Here is a 15,768-nt window from a genome sequence, read left to right as displayed (position 1 = left end):
GCGGCGACGCGGCCGGCCTCCCGTTTTGACAAGATGGCTGGGTGAAAGGATTATCGGGTGAAGCTAGTCATTCTGGACCGCGACGGCGTGATCAACGAGGATCGCGACGATTTCGTGAAGAACACCATCGAATGGGTGCCGCTGGCGCACAGCCTGGAGGCGATCGCCAACCTGACCCAGTCCGGCTGGCGCGTGGTGGTGGCGACCAACCAGTCCGGCATCGCCCGCGGCCTGTTCGACATGCACGCGCTGAACGCGATGCACGAGAAGATGCACCGGCTGGTCGGCCAGGCCGGCGGCCGCATCGACGCGGTGGTGTTCTGTCCGCACGGGCCGGACCACGGCTGCGAGTGCCGCAAGCCGCTGCCCGGCATGGTGCTGGAGATCGCCGAGCGCTTCAACGTCAAGCTGGAAGGGCTGCCGATGATAGGCGACAGCCTGCGCGACCTGGAATCCATCGCCGCCGTCGGCGGCCAGCCCATCCTGGTGAAGACCGGCAAGGGCGCCAAGACGCTGGCCAAGGGCGGCCTGCCGGAAAGCACGCTGGTGTTCAACGACCTGTACGATGCCGCCGAGCATCTGATCAACCATCATTGAGGCAGAGACTGAAAGCATGATTGGTTTGTGGATACGCAACTTGCTGTACTGGGTGGTGCTGATTATCGCCACGCCGGTGTTTTTCCTGCTGCTGATGCTGGCCGCGCCGCTGCCGCGCCGCAGCCGCCACGTGTTCGGCGTGAGCTGGGCGATGACCCTGTTCTGGATGCTGGAGCATGTGATCGGCCTGAAATACAAGGTGATCGGCGCGGAGAATATTCCGTCGGTGCCGTCGGTGATCACTTCCAAGCACCAGTCCGGCTGGGAAACGCTGGCGCTGCAGAAAATCTTCCCGTGGCAAGTGTATGTGGCCAAGCGCGAGCTGACCTGGATTCCGGTCTTCGGCTGGGGCCTGGTGCTGATGAACCCCATCATCATCAACCGCTCCGACCGCGCCCGCGCCAACCAGCGCCTGCTGGACCAGGGCCTGGAGCGCAAGCGCCACGGTTTCTGGATCACCGTGTTTCCGGAGGGCACCCGCACCAAGCCAGGCGTGGGCGGCAAGTACAAGCTGGGCGCCGCGCGCATGGCCAAGCAGTTCGACATGCCGATGGTGCCGGTGGCGCATAACGCCGGCGAGTTCTGGCCGCGCAACGCCTTCCTGAAATATCCGGGCGAGGTCACGGTGGTGATCGGCCCCGCCATCCATCCAGACGAAGAGACCGGCCCCGAGGCGATGATGGCCGAGGCCGAGGCCTGGATCGAGGCCCGCCAACGCGAAATCGGCGGCGTCGGCCCCTTCGCCCATCCCGATGAAAAACGCCAGCGTCTGGCACCGCCTGCCTCTGCCTGACGGCGAGGTGCCTGTGCTGTTGACGCGCCGAGCGCGCCAGAGCATAGGCATCAAGGTCAGCGGCGGAGTGGTGGAACTGATCGCCGCGCCGGGTGTCAGTCAACAGCGCTTGCATCAAGTGCTGCAGCAGCGCTACGACTGGATCGTCGGCCACGTGTTGCGCCAGCGCAGCCATCTGGCGGCCGGCGAGCAGCTGAGCAGTCTGGCGCTGCTGGGCGAGCTGTTGGCTATCAGGCTGACAGGCGGCGCGCGCAAGGCGGCGCGGCGCGAGGGCGGCGAGTTGCTGGTAGCGGGCGTCGCCGACGGCGACGCTGCCGCGCTGAAAGCCGTTCTGGCCAAATTCCTGAAACGCGAGGCGGCGATGCTGTTTCCCGGCCGTCTTTCCCTGCTGGCCGCGCATTGCCGCCGCAAGCCGGGCTCGCTGCAGCTGTCGTCTGCGCGCACCCGCTGGGGCAGTTGCAGCGCCGATGGCCGCATCCGCCTGAACTGGCGGCTGGCGCAGGCGCCGCTGGCGGTGGTCGATTACGTGACCGCCCACGAGCTGGCCCATCTCGAACACATGAATCACTCGCCGGCGTTCTGGGCCGAGACCGAGCGTCTCTGTCCGGGCTGGCGCGATGCCCGCCGCTGGCTGCGCCAGCACGGCGGCGGCTTGTTTGTCTTAGACTGATCTTTAAAAGGAAAACGCCATGAGAATGCTCCATACCATGCTGCGCGTCGGCAACCTCGATCGCTCGATCGCCTTCTACCAGGAAGTGCTGGGCATGAAGCTGCTGCGCCGCAACGACTTTCCGGATGGGCGTTTCACGCTGGCCTTCGTCGGCTACGGCGACGAAGCCGCCCACACCGTGCTGGAGCTGACCCACAACTGGGACACCGAATCCTACGACCTGGGCAGCGGCTACGGCCACATCGCCATCGAGGTGGAAGACGCCTACGCCGCCTGTGACATGGCGCGCGCCAAGGGCGGCAAGGTGACGCGCGAAGCCGGCCCGATGAAGCACGGCACCACCGTGATCGCCTTCATCGAGGATCCGGACGGCTACAAGATCGAGTTCATCCAGAAAGGCAGCCGCTAAACGCTGCCGGCGGGATGCCCGGTGCGGGCATCTTGCCGAATTCGCCGGCCGTTTCGACGCGGCCGGCTGCGGGCGGGAGGGGCCGCCCGGGCGGACCGGCACCCGGAAGCCGGTCCGCTTCCAATAACAACCGGGAATGTTCCGGCAGCCGCGGCTGCGTTTTGGCATCACGGGCACCTGCTCGTTCGGGAAGGACTGATGAATAAAAAACTGATTGCACTGGCGGGAGGGCTGCTGCTCCCCGCGCTAGCCGGCGCCGCCGATCTGGACGGCGCCACGCTTGGCTTGGGCTGGGGCGTGCCGTTCGCCGGCATCCTGCTGTCCATCGCGCTGTTTCCCATGCTGGCTCCCGGCATCTGGCACCACCATTTCGGCAAGATCACCGCGGTCTGGACCGCGCTGTTCCTGCTGCCTTTTGCCGCCGCCTTCGGGCTGGGGCACACCGGCGCGTTGGTGCTGCACGCGCTGTTCACCGAATACATCCCCTTCATCGTGCTGCTGTTCGCGCTGTACACGGTGTCGGGCGGCATCCTGGTCTGGGGCTCGCTGCACGCGTCGCCCCGGCTGAACACCACCATCCTGGCCATAGGCACCGCGCTGGCGTCCATCATGGGCACCACCGGCGCGGCGATGCTGCTGATCCGGCCGCTGCTGCGCGCCAACGAGGGCCGCAAGCGCAATGTGCACGTGGTGGTGTTCTTCATTTTCCTGGTGGCCAACGTCGGCGGCGGCCTGACGCCGCTGGGCGATCCGCCGCTGTTCCTGGGCTTCCTCAAGGGCGTGACCTTCGGCTGGACCTTCCAGCACATGCTGATGCCGGTGCTGCTGCTGTCGGCGCTGCTGCTGATCATCTTCTACTTCCTGGATCGCCACATGTTCGCCAAAGAGGCGGAGGAGGGCACGCTCAAGCCGGTGGACACCAGCCACGACAAGCCATTGAAGCTGCACGGCAAGCGCAACTTCTGGCTGCTGGGCGGCGTGGTGGGCGCGGTGCTGATGTCCGGGCTGTGGAAGCCCGGCATCGCTTTCGAGCTGCCAGGCGTCCATCTGGAGCTGCAGAACCTTCTGCGCGACCTGGCCCTGCTGCTGCTGGCCTTCGTTTCGCTGTGGATCACGCCCAAGCAGGTGCGCGCCGGCAACGAGTTCAACTGGCTGCCCATCCTGGAGGTGGGCAAGCTGTTTGCCGGCATCTTCATCACCATCGCGCCGGTGATCGCCATCCTGCGCGCCGGCGACCACGGCGCGCTGGCCGGCCTGGTGCAGACGGTGTCGGGTTCGGACGGCAAGCCGCTGGACGGCATGTATTTCTGGATGACCGGCATCCTGTCCAGCTTCCTGGACAACGCGCCGACCTATCTGGTGTTCTTCAATCTGGCGTCAGGCGACGCCGCCGAGCTGATGGGGCCGTTCGCCAGCACCTTGCTGGCCATCTCGATGGGCGCGGTGTTCATGGGGGCGATGACCTATATCGGCAACGCGCCCAACTTCATGGTCAAGGCCATCGCCGAGCACCGCCACGTCAAAATGCCGGGTTTCTTCGGCTACATGCTGTGGTCGGGCGCGGTGCTGCTGCCGTGCTTCCTGCTGCTGACGCTGGTGTTCTTCCACTTTTGATGCCGCCTCTGCCGCAAGGAAAAAGCCCATCGCGCATGCGATGGGCTTTTTTTGTCGGAGAGGATCGGGGTCAGGCTTCGGCGGCTGCCGGCTTCAAACCGGCTTGCGGCGCCGGTCGGCCCAGCAGCGCTTTCCAGCGGCGGACGGCGGAGATCAGGATCACTAGTCCCAGCGCCAGCATTACGATGGATATGCCGGCGTTGAACACGTTATAGCCTTTGGCGGCAGGGTTCAGGTAGACGTTCTTCACCATCCAGTAGCCGGCGTAGTTGACCGTCACGTACAGGTAGGCGAGCGGCACCAGGCAGGTCAGCATGTAGCTGCGCTTGTGAGACAGGCGCAGGATGATGGTGGCGCCGATGATCAGGCCGATGGAGGCCATCAGCTGGTTGGACACGCCGAACAGCGCCCATACCGAATTGATGTCGCCGGAGTTCAGCAGGTAGCCCCACATCGCGCAGGCGACTACGGAAGCGCCGATCGCGCCAGGCATCCAGTCGGTGCGCTTCAGCGGCGCCCACAGGTCGCCGACGAAGTCCTGGATCAGATAGCGGGCGACGCGGGTGCCGGAATCGATGGCGGTGAGGATGAACACCGCTTCGAACATCACCATGAACTGGAAGAAGTAGGATGCCAGATGGCTGAACCAGGGGATGCGGGTGAAGATGTCCGCCATGCCCACCGCCAGCGTCACCGCGCCGCCGGTGCGGCCGTACAGGTCCAGGCCTATCTCCTGCGACAGCTTGGGCAGATTGACCACGTCCATGCCCAGGGTCTGGAACACGGCCGGCGCGGAGTTGATGGCGAAGTAATCGGCCGGGTGCAAGGCGGTGGCGGCGATCAGCGCCATCACGCCCACCACGCATTCGGCCAGCATGGCGCCGAAGCCCACCGGCAGGATGTCGCTCCACTTGTCGATCTGCTTGGGCGTGGTGCCGGAGCCGATGAAGGCATGGAAGCCGGAAATCGCGCCGCAGGCGATGGTGATGGAGATGAAGGGCCATACCGGGCCGGACAACACCGGGCCGCCGCCGTGGATGAATTGGGTCACCGCCGGGAACTGGATTTGCGGGTTGATGAACACCACGCCGACCACCAGGAGGCCGAACACGCCGATTTTCATGAAGCTGGACAGGCAGGCGCGCGGGGTCAGCAGCATCCATACCGGCAGCGCGGTGGCGAAGAAGGCGTAGATCGGCAGCAGCAGAGACACGGTGGACGCCTTCAGCGACAGCCATTCGCCCAGCGCGGTGTGCTGGATGTAAGGGCCGGCGAACACGCAGGCCATGATGGCGGCGATGCCGACGTAGCTGGCGTTTTTCATGCTGCCGGTCATGCGTTCCCACAGGCCGACGCCGATGGCGATGGGGATGGTCATGAACACGGCGAAGGCGCCCCACGGGTTGCGTTCCAGCGCGTGCACCACCACCATGGACAGGCCGGCCATGGTGATGGTGATGATGAACAGCATGGCCAGGCCGGTGCACCAGCCGGCTACCGGGCCGAGCTCGGCCTTGGCGACTTCGGACAGCGACTTGCCGTGGTGCTTCATCGACGCGAACAGCACCACGGTGTCGTGCACCGCGCCGCCGATCACACAGCCTATCAGCAGCCAGATCATGCTGGGCAGATAGCCGTACTGGGCGGCCAGCACCGGGCCCACCAACGGGCCGGCGGCGGCGATGGCGGCGAAGTGGCCGCCGAAGGCCACCCACTTGCTGGTGGGCACGTAGTCCTTGCCGTCCTTCAGTTCGTGGGAAGGGGTGACGGCGCTATCGTCGACGCCCAGCACCTTGCGCGTGAAGAATACCCCGTACAGGCGGTAGCAGATCGCAAGTATGCACAGGGTGCCGATCACAAAACTCAATGCGTGATCCATGATGGAGGCTCCGGTGAAATCGTGGCTCCACCTTACGCTTCAAAAGGAGCGGGCCGACGCGGGAAATGGGCGAGCGGCAGCCTGGCGTCGCGAGCGGCGGCGTGGCGGGGGCGAGCGGCGGCGGCCACGACCCCATGAGCAGCGGAAAGAGCCAACCGCGAAGAGTCCCTGGGCCAAAACGAGCCGGCGCGGGCAGCGCAAGTTGCGGGACAAAGAGCGGGTCCGGGGGATTAGCGGTTCTGCGGCTGCCAGTCCTGATAGGGCAGGTGCACCCTGGCGTAGGCTTTTTGCAGCTCGCCGCTGGCGCGCGCGGCCTTGATGGCGCGGCTGATCGCTTGGTTGACGAAGTCGCCGCGGCGATTGCAGGACATGAACAGCACGTCGGGAAAGTCGTCGAAATGCTCGCGATGGATGTGGCTGAGCTTGTGCTTGCGCACTAGGTAGTCGGCTTCTTCTTGCGCCCACAGCACGGCGTCGACGCGGCCCAGATTAAGCTGTTTCAGCGACAGCTCCAGATTGACCACGCTTTTGCTGGGGAAGCCCCAGTTCACCGGCGGCGCCTCCACCGAATAACGGGCGAGGTTGGCGGTGCGAAGGATGTCGATCTTGCGCAGCGGCTTGGCCTGGTTGGAGTAGAGCACGAAAGTGACCTTGCCCATCATTTCGTGGGAGAACTGGTAGGGCGTGGCGCCGTCGGCGTTGTCGCGCACCTTCATGATGGGGAAGCGGAAATCGGCGCCGCGGGCATCGGTATCCAGGTAGACGCGCTTGACCGGCTTGATCTCGAAGCTGATCTTGCCTTCCGGATAATGGCGGGCGATGGTCTTGAGCAGTTCGGCGAAGGGGCCGGATTCGTTGCTTTCCAGTACCTGGGGCAGAAACACCGCGATGCCGTGCAGATCGGGCGCGTCCACCGGGGACGAGGGCTCGGGCGTGGTGGTGCCGTTGCAGGCGAGGGCCTGGGCGGCGCATAGGGCCAGCGGCAGGCAAAGCGTTTTCGGCGCGTATATGGCCATCCCCTTGCATCCATCCTTTTCGTCTTGCGCCTTGTTATGAGGCGGCGCTTGCTGATTTGGGTGTAGCACAGGGGGAGGATGGCGTCAGCCGGGAATGCCCAGCGCCTCCTTCAGCGGCTTGAGGAAGCGCCGGCTGACCGGCAGCGAGCGGCCGGCATGGGTGACAATGTCGGCCATGCCGTTTTCACCCAGGCGAATCTCATGGATCGCGCGCAGGTTGACCAGATGCTGGCGGTGGCAGCGGAACAGCGCGCTGCGCTCCTCGAAGGTGCGCAGCGTCAGCTCGGTGAAGTGTTCACGCCCGTCGCCGGCCTGGACAAACACGCCGCTGACGCGCGAGGACACGAATTCCACTTCGGCGAGCGGCAACAGCATGATGCGGTTGACGCCGTGACAGGGCACCACTTCCAGCGGGGGCAGGCAGCGCAAGATGTCCAGCGCCTGCGGCGCGGTTTCCCGCTTCAGCCTGGCCAGCGTCTTGGCCAGGCGTTGCGGGTCCACCGGCTTGAGCAAGTAATCGAACGCGTGTTCTTCGAAGGCCTGAATCGCGAAGTCGTCGAAGGCGGTGACGAAGACCACGCGCGGCATCTTGTCCGGGTCCAGCATCGCCAGCATTTCCAGGCCGCTGATCCGCGGCATTCTGATGTCCAGGAACACCACGTCTGGTTGCTGGCGGTGGATGAAGGCGATGGCCTCGATCGCGTTGCCGCATTCCCCGACGACGTCGCAATCGCTGTGTCCGGCCAGCATCTGGCGCAATTCGTCGCGTGCTAGCGGCTCGTCGTCGACCAGCAGGGTTTTCAGCATGGCGTTTCTCCGGGCGCGGGGCAGGGCACGCTGAGCGTGACGCGGGTGTAGGCCTCTGGTTTGCATTCCACCGACAGGCCGTAATCCGGTCCGTGGCGGGCGCGGATGCGGCGGTCCACCAGCGCCATGCCCAATCCGTCGCCGGGGCCGGCCGGCGCGTACAGGCCTGCGTTGTCTTCCACCGTCACGCAAAGCCTACCGTCCGCGCAGCGCGCGCCGATGCGGATTCGGCCGGCTTCCAGCAATTGAGAGGTGCCGTGCTTGATCGCGTTTTCCACGATGGGCTGAAGCGAGAACGCCGGCAGCCGCGCCAGGCGGGCAGCCTCATCCAGCGCGATCTCCACGTTCAGCCTGCCGGCGAAGCGCGCTTCCTCGATGCGCAGGTAGGCGCTGACGTGTTCGATCTCGTCTTCCAGCGTCGCGGCCTCTTCAGAGCGCTTCAGGTTCTTGCGAAAGAAGGTGGACAGGTATTGAACCAGTTGCCGGGCGTGCTCCGGGTTGCGCCGTATCACGGCTGACAGCGTGTTCAGCGCGTTGAACAGGAAGTGAGGATTCACTTGGGCATGCAGCAACTTGATCTCGGTTTGCGCCAAGAGCTGCTTCTGCCTGTCGTACTGGCCTTGCAGTATCTGGGTGGACAGCAGCCGGGCGATGCCTTCTCCCAGCGTCAGGTTGATACGGGAGAACAGCTTGTTGCGCGGCTCGTACAACTTGATGGTGCCGATCACCCGCTCGTCCTCGCCGCGCAGCGGAATCACCAGCGAGGACGCCAGCCGGCACTGGGCGCTGATGGAGCAGCGGTAGGGCGTCTCGTTGCCGTCGGCGTACACCACCTCGTTGCGCTCGATCGCGCGATGGGTGTGCGGCGAGGTGATGGCCGTGCCGGGCAGGTGGTGGCCGGCGCCTATGCCGATGAAGGCCAGCAGCCGCTCGCGATCGGTGATGGCCACCGCGCCGACGCCCAGTTCCTCGTACAGGATGCGGGCCACCGTCATGCTGTTTTCCGGGTCGAATCCCTGTCGCAGCACGCCTTCGGCTCGGGCGGCGATCTGCAGGGCCTTGCCGGAGAAGGCGGTGGAGTATTTTTCCGCCAGCACCCGGCGATCCAGCAGGATGCGCATGAACATCGCCGCGCCCAGCGTGTTGGCCGCCATCATCGGCAGCGCGATGCTGGCCACCAGACGCTCGGCCGCATCGGAAGGGCGCACCAGCGCCAGAAGGATCAGCATCTGTCCGATCTCGGCGACGCAGGCCACCGCCGCCACGACCAGAGGATCGAACAACCGCGCGCGCAGGCCGCGGCGCACCAGATACAGATGCGCCAGGCCGCCCAGCAGGCCCTCCATCATCGTCGACACCATGCAGGCGCCAGCGGTGAGCCCCCCCAGCGAATAGCGATGCAGGCCGCCGGTGAAGCCCACCGCCAGCCCCACCCAAGGGCCGCCCAGCATGCCGCCCAGCACCGCGCCGATGGCGCGGGTATTGGCGATGGAATCCTGGATGTGCAGACCGAAATAGGTGCCCATGATGCAAAACATCGAAAACACCAGATAGCAGACCAGCTTGTGAGGCAGTTGCAGCGTGATCTGGGTCAGCGGGATGAACAGCGGCGTCTTGGACAGCAGATAGGCGATCACCAGGTAAACGCACATCTGCTGCAGCAACGACAGCACCAGGGTCAGTTCTACGAGCATTCGGCGGCGTGGATGGTTTGCATGAAGACAGTTTAATGGCTGTATCGCCGCCGCGGCCTTGTCCTGGCGCAAGAGCGGACGGCGCCTGCGGCGCGTCGAGGCGGGCGGGGAGGCCGGCTCGCGGTGTCGGGGCGGGCAGCTTTCCGGTATCCTTGCGGTTTCGTTGTTTTTAGCTGCGTTGAACGATATGCACATCCACATCCTGGGTATCTGCGGTACCTTCATGGGCGGCATCGCCGCCATCGCCAAACAGGCCGGCCACAAGGTGACCGGCTGCGACGCCAACGTCTATCCGCCGATGAGCACCCAGCTGGAGGCGATGGGCATCGAACTGGTGCAAGGCTTCGGCGCGGAGCAGGCGGATCTGAACCCGGACGTGTACGTGATCGGCAACGTGGTGACGCGCGGCAAGCCGCTGATGGAGGAAATCCTCAACCGCGGCCTGCCGTACATCTCCGGCCCGCAGTGGCTGGCCGAGAGCGTGCTGCAGGGCAAGTGGGTGTTGGCGGTGGCCGGCACCCACGGCAAGACCACCACCAGCTCGATGCTGGCGTGGATCCTGGAAGACGCCGGCCTGGCGCCGGGCTTCCTGATCGGCGGCATTCCAGAGAACTTCGGCGTGTCGGCGCGGCTGCCGGGCCGGCCGGCGCTGGACCCGGACAGCGTCAGCCCCTTTTTCGTGATCGAGGCTGACGAGTACGACACAGCCTTCTTCGACAAGCGCTCCAAATTCGTCCACTACCGGCCGCGCACCGCCATCCTGAACAATCTGGAGTTCGACCACGCCGACATCTTCGCCGACCTGGCCGCGATCGAAACCCAGTTCCACCATCTGGTGCGCACCATTCCCGGCGACGGCCGCATCGTCAGCAACGGCCGCGAGGCCAATCTCGACCGCGTGCTGGACCGCGGCTGCTGGACCCCGGTGGAGCGCTTCGGCGCGGACGCCGGCTGGCAGCTGGGCGCGCTGCATGAGGATGGCGGCTTCGACGTGCTGTTGAACGGCGAGGCGCAGGGCACGGTGCGTTGGGCGCTGATGGGCGAGCACAACCGCCTGAACGCGATCGCCGCCATCGCCGCCGCCCGCCACGCCGGCGTGGCGGTGAAAGACGCCATAGCCGCGCTGTCCCGCTTCGCCAATGTCAAGCGCCGGATGGAAGTGAAGGGAACGGCGAACGGCGTCACGGTGTATGACGATTTCGCCCACCATCCGACCGCCATCGCCACCACGCTGGAGGGGCTGCGCCGCAAGGTAGGCGGCGCGCGCATCCTGGCGGTGCTGGAGCCGCGCTCCAACACCATGAAGCTGGGCACGATGAAGGACGCGTTGCCGGGCTCGCTGGAATTGGCTGACAGAGTGTTCTGCTCGGCGGCGGGGCTGAACTGGAATCCGGGCGAGGCGCTGCAAGTCATGGGCGCCAAGGCGCAGACCTTCGGCGATTTCGACGAGCTGATCGACGCCATCGTCGCCGAGGCCAAACCGGGCGACCATGTGCTGGTGATGAGCAACGGCGGCTTCGGCGGCATCCACCAGAAGCTGCTGGACAGGCTGGCCTGAGCCGCCGAGCGGAGAATGCCGCAAGCGCGGTTCCCGGCTCCGGGCGCTAGATTAAGCGCCTGTGTCGGCTTGCGGGATCAGGGCAGTTCGATGATGTAATTGGCGCCGCCCGCGCGGGCTTTGGCCAAAGCATCCTCCAGCCGTTCCAGCATCGGCGCGGGGCTGGTTTCCTCCGGCCGCAGCGTGCTGATGCCGATGCAGGCGGCCGCCTGGTTTTCGGCGCCTTGGTACAGGAAGGTGAGCTGGCGCAGCGACTTGATCAGGCGCCGTCCCATCTCATGGGCGCCGCTGATCGGCGTCTGCGGCAGCAGGATGACGAAGGTGTTGGCGCTGCGGCGCGCCACCAGGTCGCTGTCGCGGCTGCTTTGCAGGCACAGGCTGCCCGCCAGCCGGATCAGATGGCTGTAGGCGGAGCCGTCATCCTCGCGCGGCACCATCTCGGGAATGTTGACCAGCTCCAGCGCCAGGCTGGACAGATTGCCGCCGTAACGCTTGGCGCGGCTGGTTTCGGCGTGGGCGCTGGACATCAGCCTGTGCATGCCCACCACGCCGGTCAGTTTGTCTTCGTCTTCGCTCTGCCGGCCTTCTTCCTTCAGCGTCTTGACGATGCTGAGCGAGCGCTCCACCAGCTGGCGCTCGAAATCCAGCAGCTGCCCCAGCACCTTGGCCTCGGTGCGGTCGGAGAAACTGACCACCAGCAGCGGCACCTGGTCCAGCAGGATGCGCCGCGCCGACAACTGGACGTCGAACATCCGTCCGGTGCCGGTGCTCAACTGCATGCCGCGGTTGTAGATCATGTTGTTGCCGGCCAGCTCGCGGCAGATGTTGTAGGCCTCGGTCTTGTCCGGCAGGAAGTCGTAGACCGAAGACTTGAGCAGCTCGCTTTGGGGGCTGGCGAGCAGGATGCAGGCCAGCTGGTTGGCGCAGTAGATGCGGCCATCCTCGGGCGAGGCCAGCAGCAGGCTGCCTTGCACCGTGTCTATCAATGGCTGGAATGCCTGCAATGTAACCATCTCTCCGTCTCCCGTGGCTGCCGAAGGTAATGACGCGGCTCGGGCACCTGGGGGAGGCGTCGCAGCACACTACGTTCTTCTACTTAGTTTATTCATAGTTTTCGCCATTTTCACGTTGTTTGATGAAGATTAACTGCTTAATTTTCAATTAGATATCTGTTTTCCAGGCTGGGCGGGCTTTTCGCCGAGATAGGGCGGAGTCGGCGGCGCATCGTTTCGCGCGCATGGGAGAACCGGTCGGCCAGTCCGGCCTGGCAAGCGGCTGAACCATGAAAAAGCGCGCCCTCGGGCGCGCTTTTCGCATGAAGATGGCGGCTTCCTTATTGCCACAGCTGACAGTATTCGGTGTTCGCTTCGTAGTTGTCGCTGACCGTGCCGTCGTTGTAGATCTTCTTCACCCAGCCGTTGGGCTGCCGGCTGGTCGGCTGCGCGCCGCAGTTGGGGTGCACCCAGTGGATGCCGACGCCGCTGGTGTACAGCTGGCCGCACAGCTGCAGGCGGTCGCCCTGCTGGATGGTGTTCAGCGGAGAGGGGACGTCTTCGCCGGCGTAGTCGTAGCCGTAGGCGTAGACATTGTCCATCGCCACGTCGTAGGTGCGGCCGTCCTGGTCGGCGCGCAGGCGGACGTGGGTGTGCGACAGCTCGACGCCGTTGAGCGACTGGCCGGAGGCGAAAGTCGGTCCGCTCACCACAGTGCCGGTCAGGTAGCTGCCGGCGGCGGCGCGGCAGTCGGATTTGGCGTCCGCCAGCGCGGCGAAGGAAACGCCCAGCAGGCAGGCGGCCAAAGCAAGTTTCTTCATTTCATGACCCTTGTAGTTTTAATGACATTGTTTTAATGCGAGAGTCATTCTAGTGATGATGAATAAGGCTTATGTTTCAATTGCAATAAAAGTGATGTGTTTGTTTTGCAATGGTGAAGAAAGTGTTAAGCGGTCGGATTGGCGCAGGCGGAGGCTGGTGGCAACGCGGAAATCGAGCGGTTTCGCGCTGCCGGAGGCGGATCCCTGGCGGGATTGCCGCATATGCGGAATGTCATGTAAACGACTATTTACACTGGCATGAATTAGAGACTGCTCGCAATCGTGTTACATTCTGAAACGCATCTTCAAGATGCATCGCGAGGACTGGCAGGCTCCACCACCCCGGGGCGCCAGTAGCAACCGTTCAACAGACGGCTTCCTCCCCCGGTTCCGCCGCGCAGGCGGACGTGGTCCGCGCAGCGGCCGCGACGCGCGCGACGGACATCTCGACTCCGCGGCTTGCCGCATAGGCAGGCGCGGACGTTCGGCGACGCCGCGGCATCGCGCGCTTCCCGTGCACGTTAGACCGGCTCCGTTTCGGCGGGGCGATTGCGCGTGCCCGAGCGCGCGTGGCGGCACACATAAAACCTATTACACGACAAAGATTTACAGGACATGGCTAGATCTCAATGGGGCTCGCGCCTCGGTTTCATTCTCGCGGCAGCCGGCTCGGCCATCGGGCTGGGCGCCATCTGGAAGTTCCCCTACGTCGCCGCCACCAACGGCGGCGGCGCGTTTTTGTTCATTTATCTCGGCATCTGCCTGACGTTGGGCCTGGCGCTGATGGTGTCGGAGATGGCGTTGGGACGCGCCGCCAGCGCCGGCGCCGTCGGCGCCTTCCGCAAGCTGGCCGGCGGCTTCTGGCCGGTGATCGGCTATATGGGCGTGCTGGTGTGCTTCCTCATTCTGTCGTTCTACAGCGTGGTGGGCGGCTGGACCGTCGCCTATATCGTCAAGTCGCTGCAGGGCAGCATCATGACTTCCGATCCCAAGGCGCTGGGCGCCATTTTCACCGGCTTCATCAGCGACCCGGTGCAGCCGGTGCTCTACCACGGCGGCTTCGCGCTGCTGACGCTGGCAGTGGTGGTCGGCGGCGTGCAGAAGGGCATCGAGGCGCTGTCCAAGTTTTTGATGCCGGCGTTGTTCGTGCTGATGCTGGTGTTGATCGCGCGCGGCCTGACGTTGCCGGGCGCGCTGGAGGGCGTCAGCTACTTCGTCGCGCCGGACTTCTCCAAGGTGAGCGCGGCGATGCTGGTGGACGCGCTGGGCCTGGCCTTCTTCTCGTTGTCGCTGGGCCTGGGCATCATGATCACCTACGGCTCCTACGTCGGCCGCGAATCCAAGCTGGTGAGCTCGGCGCTGTGGGTGATCGCGCTGACGGTGGCCACCTGCTTCCTGGCCGGCCTGATGGTGCTGCCGGCGGTGTTCGCCTTCGGCTTCGATCCGTCCGCCGGCCCCGGCCTCACCTTCATCACCATGCCGGCGGTGTTCGCCCACCTGCCGCTGGGGCAGCTGTTCGCGGTGATGTTCTTCTGCCTGCTGTTGCTGGCGGCGCTGACATCTTCCGTTTCGCTGCTGGAAGTGGTGACCAGCTTCGCGATCGACGAGCTGCGCCTGTCGCGCCGCGCCTCCGCCATCCTGATGGCCGCCGGCACCTTCCTGCTGGGCATCCCGGCCTCGCTGTCGCTGGGCGTGTGGGGCGATTATCAGCTGGGCGGCATGAATTTCTTCGACCTGCTGGACTTCGTCACCTCCAAACTGCTGATGCCGGCCGGCGAATTGCTGCTGGCGCTGTTCGTCGGCTGGAAAGCCTGGCCGGTGGTGAAGGCCGAGCTGTCGTCGGGCCGCTCCCCGCGGGCGATGCAGTGCATGCGCGGCTTCTGCATGGCGCTGGCGCCTTTGCTGATAGGCTGGATCATGCTGGCCGGCATCTGACGCCGGCATGAGAAGACGGGGAGCGATGGCTCCCCGTTTTGCTATGGTTCAGACAGTACGGATGGCCTGGAGAGACGATGTCTGGATGGCGAGCGGCGGCGGTCTTGTTGGGCGCGTTGCAGGCGGGGGGCGCGCAAGCGGAAACCCTGCGCATGCTGTTGACGCAGATTCCCGGCGTCATCGAGCTGGCGCCGGACGGCGCGTCCATGCGGGGCACCGGCGTCGACCTGATGAAGGAAGTGGGGCGCCGGGCTAGCGTGGAGTTGCGCTTCGAGGCCTATCCCCAGGCGCGCGCCCGCCTGCTGGTGGAACAGCAGGCCGACGCCTGCTTTCCCGTTGGGCGCTTGCCCGAATTGCAGGCGAAGTACAAATGGACCGCGCCGCTGTTGCACATGCGCCTGGTGTTGCTGGCCAGGGCGGACGACGGCCGTCAGCTGAGCGGCTTGGAACAGGCTCAGTCGCTGAGGGTGGGGGCGATGCGCGGCACCATGGCGGCGGCGCGGCTGAAAGAGCGGGGCCTGGCGGTGGAGGAGAGCGCCGATTATCTGAGCGGGCTGGAGAAGCTGCGGCTGGGCAGGCTGGACCTGTGGGCGATGCTGGATGTCGGCATTTCGTCGCTGGCCAAGCGTCTGGACATGCCGCCGCCCAGGGTGGCCTGGGTGATGGATACGCTGGACGTATCCTTCGCCTGCAACCGGAAAGTCGACGACGCGCTGATCGCCCGGCTGGACCGCGCCATCGCTTCGATGCGCGCCGACGGCAGCATGGCCCGTTTCGATCTGCGTTGACGGCAGGCATGCCAAATGGGCCCGCGCTGGGCTACACTGCCGTCTTTGCCCGTTTGCGAGACACCGTTGAAAGCCCGTCTGACCCTGCTGGCAGGCAGCCTGCTTGTCGCCGCCTGCGCCACGCCGCCTAATCCGGCCTCCGCGCCGGCCCCCATCGTCGCGCCGGAACCGGCCTCCGCCCCCGCCGTCGACGTG

General features: G+C 65.3%; 14 protein-coding genes. 8 read left to right on the top strand and 6 right to left on the bottom strand.

Annotated elements, in window-relative coordinates; all coding sequences use genetic code 11:
- The first annotated feature begins 57 nt into the window (after positions 1-57).
- The 5 genes from gmhB to VL52_RS13350 all read left to right on the top strand — a co-directional run bounded on the left by gmhB (position 58) and on the right by VL52_RS13350 (position 4,083).
- Complete coding sequence (gene gmhB / locus VL52_RS13370) at positions 58-597, top strand: D-glycero-beta-D-manno-heptose 1,7-bisphosphate 7-phosphatase (protein WP_046157477.1); 540 nt, start codon at positions 58-60, stop codon at positions 595-597.
- Positions 598-613: 16 nt separating this feature from the next.
- Positions 614-1,390, top strand: coding sequence for a lysophospholipid acyltransferase family protein (locus VL52_RS13365; protein WP_046157476.1), 777 nt, complete (start codon positions 614-616; stop codon positions 1,388-1,390).
- Positions 1,350-2,060 (top strand): M48 family metallopeptidase, encoded by a 711-nt coding sequence (locus VL52_RS13360; RefSeq protein WP_046157475.1) that lies wholly within the window; start codon positions 1,350-1,352, stop codon positions 2,058-2,060. Before VL52_RS13365 ends, VL52_RS13360 begins: the two co-directional genes overlap by 41 nt.
- Before the next feature lie 19 nt (positions 2,061-2,079).
- Positions 2,080-2,469 (top strand): lactoylglutathione lyase, encoded by a 390-nt coding sequence (gene gloA / locus VL52_RS13355; protein WP_046157474.1) that lies wholly within the window; start codon positions 2,080-2,082, stop codon positions 2,467-2,469.
- A 198-nt stretch (positions 2,470-2,667) separates the two neighbouring features.
- Positions 2,668-4,083: a sodium:proton antiporter gene (locus tag VL52_RS13350; RefSeq protein ID WP_046157473.1), complete on the top strand. Its 1,416-nt coding sequence runs from the start codon at positions 2,668-2,670 to the stop codon at positions 4,081-4,083.
- Positions 4,084-4,153: 70 nt separating this feature from the next.
- On the opposite strand, the gene VL52_RS13345 is transcribed toward VL52_RS13350, so the two are convergent.
- The 4 genes from VL52_RS13345 to VL52_RS13330 form a co-directional block, all read right to left on the bottom strand.
- Positions 4,154-5,962, bottom strand: coding sequence for a carbon starvation CstA family protein (locus tag VL52_RS13345; RefSeq protein WP_046157472.1), 1,809 nt, complete (start codon positions 5,960-5,962; stop codon positions 4,154-4,156).
- Between the two features lie 230 nt (positions 5,963-6,192).
- Positions 6,193-6,978 carry a type 2 periplasmic-binding domain-containing protein gene (locus tag VL52_RS13340; RefSeq protein WP_046157471.1) on the bottom strand — a complete coding sequence of 262 codons (786 nt, stop codon included), beginning with the start codon at positions 6,976-6,978 and terminating at the stop codon, positions 6,193-6,195.
- An 84-nt stretch (positions 6,979-7,062) separates the two neighbouring features.
- A complete protein-coding gene (btsR, locus tag VL52_RS13335) occupies positions 7,063-7,785 on the bottom strand; it encodes a two-component system response regulator BtsR (RefSeq protein WP_046157470.1) in 723 nt (240 codons plus the stop codon).
- Positions 7,779-9,479 carry a sensor histidine kinase gene (locus VL52_RS13330; RefSeq protein ID WP_046157469.1) on the bottom strand — a complete coding sequence of 567 codons (1,701 nt, stop codon included), beginning with the start codon at positions 9,477-9,479 and terminating at the stop codon, positions 7,779-7,781. Before VL52_RS13330 ends, btsR begins: the two co-directional genes overlap by 7 nt.
- Positions 9,480-9,666: 187 nt before the next feature.
- Between VL52_RS13330 and mpl the strand changes: the two genes are divergently transcribed.
- Positions 9,667-11,037 carry a UDP-N-acetylmuramate:L-alanyl-gamma-D-glutamyl-meso-diaminopimelate ligase gene (mpl, locus tag VL52_RS13325; protein WP_046157468.1) on the top strand — a complete coding sequence of 457 codons (1,371 nt, stop codon included), beginning with the start codon at positions 9,667-9,669 and terminating at the stop codon, positions 11,035-11,037.
- Between the two features lie 77 nt (positions 11,038-11,114).
- Here mpl and VL52_RS13320 read toward each other — a convergent pair whose 3' ends face one another.
- Together VL52_RS13320 and VL52_RS13315 are read right to left on the bottom strand one after the other, a co-directional pair.
- On the bottom strand, positions 11,115-12,050 hold the full coding sequence (locus VL52_RS13320; RefSeq protein WP_046157467.1) for a sensor domain-containing diguanylate cyclase: 936 nt from the start codon (positions 12,048-12,050) through the stop codon (positions 11,115-11,117).
- A gap of 320 nt (positions 12,051-12,370) precedes the next feature.
- Complete coding sequence (locus VL52_RS13315) at positions 12,371-12,850, bottom strand: hypothetical protein (protein ID WP_046157466.1); 480 nt, start codon at positions 12,848-12,850, stop codon at positions 12,371-12,373.
- A gap of 615 nt (positions 12,851-13,465) precedes the next feature.
- On the opposite strand from VL52_RS13315, the gene VL52_RS13310 reads away from it, so the two are divergent.
- Together VL52_RS13310 and VL52_RS13305 are read left to right on the top strand one after the other, a co-directional pair.
- Complete coding sequence (locus VL52_RS13310) at positions 13,466-14,785, top strand: sodium-dependent transporter (RefSeq protein WP_046157465.1); 1,320 nt, start codon at positions 13,466-13,468, stop codon at positions 14,783-14,785.
- A 77-nt stretch (positions 14,786-14,862) separates the two neighbouring features.
- Positions 14,863-15,573 carry a substrate-binding periplasmic protein gene (locus tag VL52_RS13305; RefSeq protein WP_082113739.1) on the top strand — a complete coding sequence of 237 codons (711 nt, stop codon included), beginning with the start codon at positions 14,863-14,865 and terminating at the stop codon, positions 15,571-15,573.
- Positions 15,574-15,768: the final 195 nt, after the last annotated feature.

It is taken from the genome of Chromobacterium vaccinii (assembly GCF_000971335.1).
GTDB lineage: Bacteria > Pseudomonadota > Gammaproteobacteria > Burkholderiales > Chromobacteriaceae > Chromobacterium > Chromobacterium vaccinii.
The sequence above is the reverse complement of the archived record's forward strand: the minus strand, read 5'-3'. Positions and strand labels throughout refer to the sequence as shown.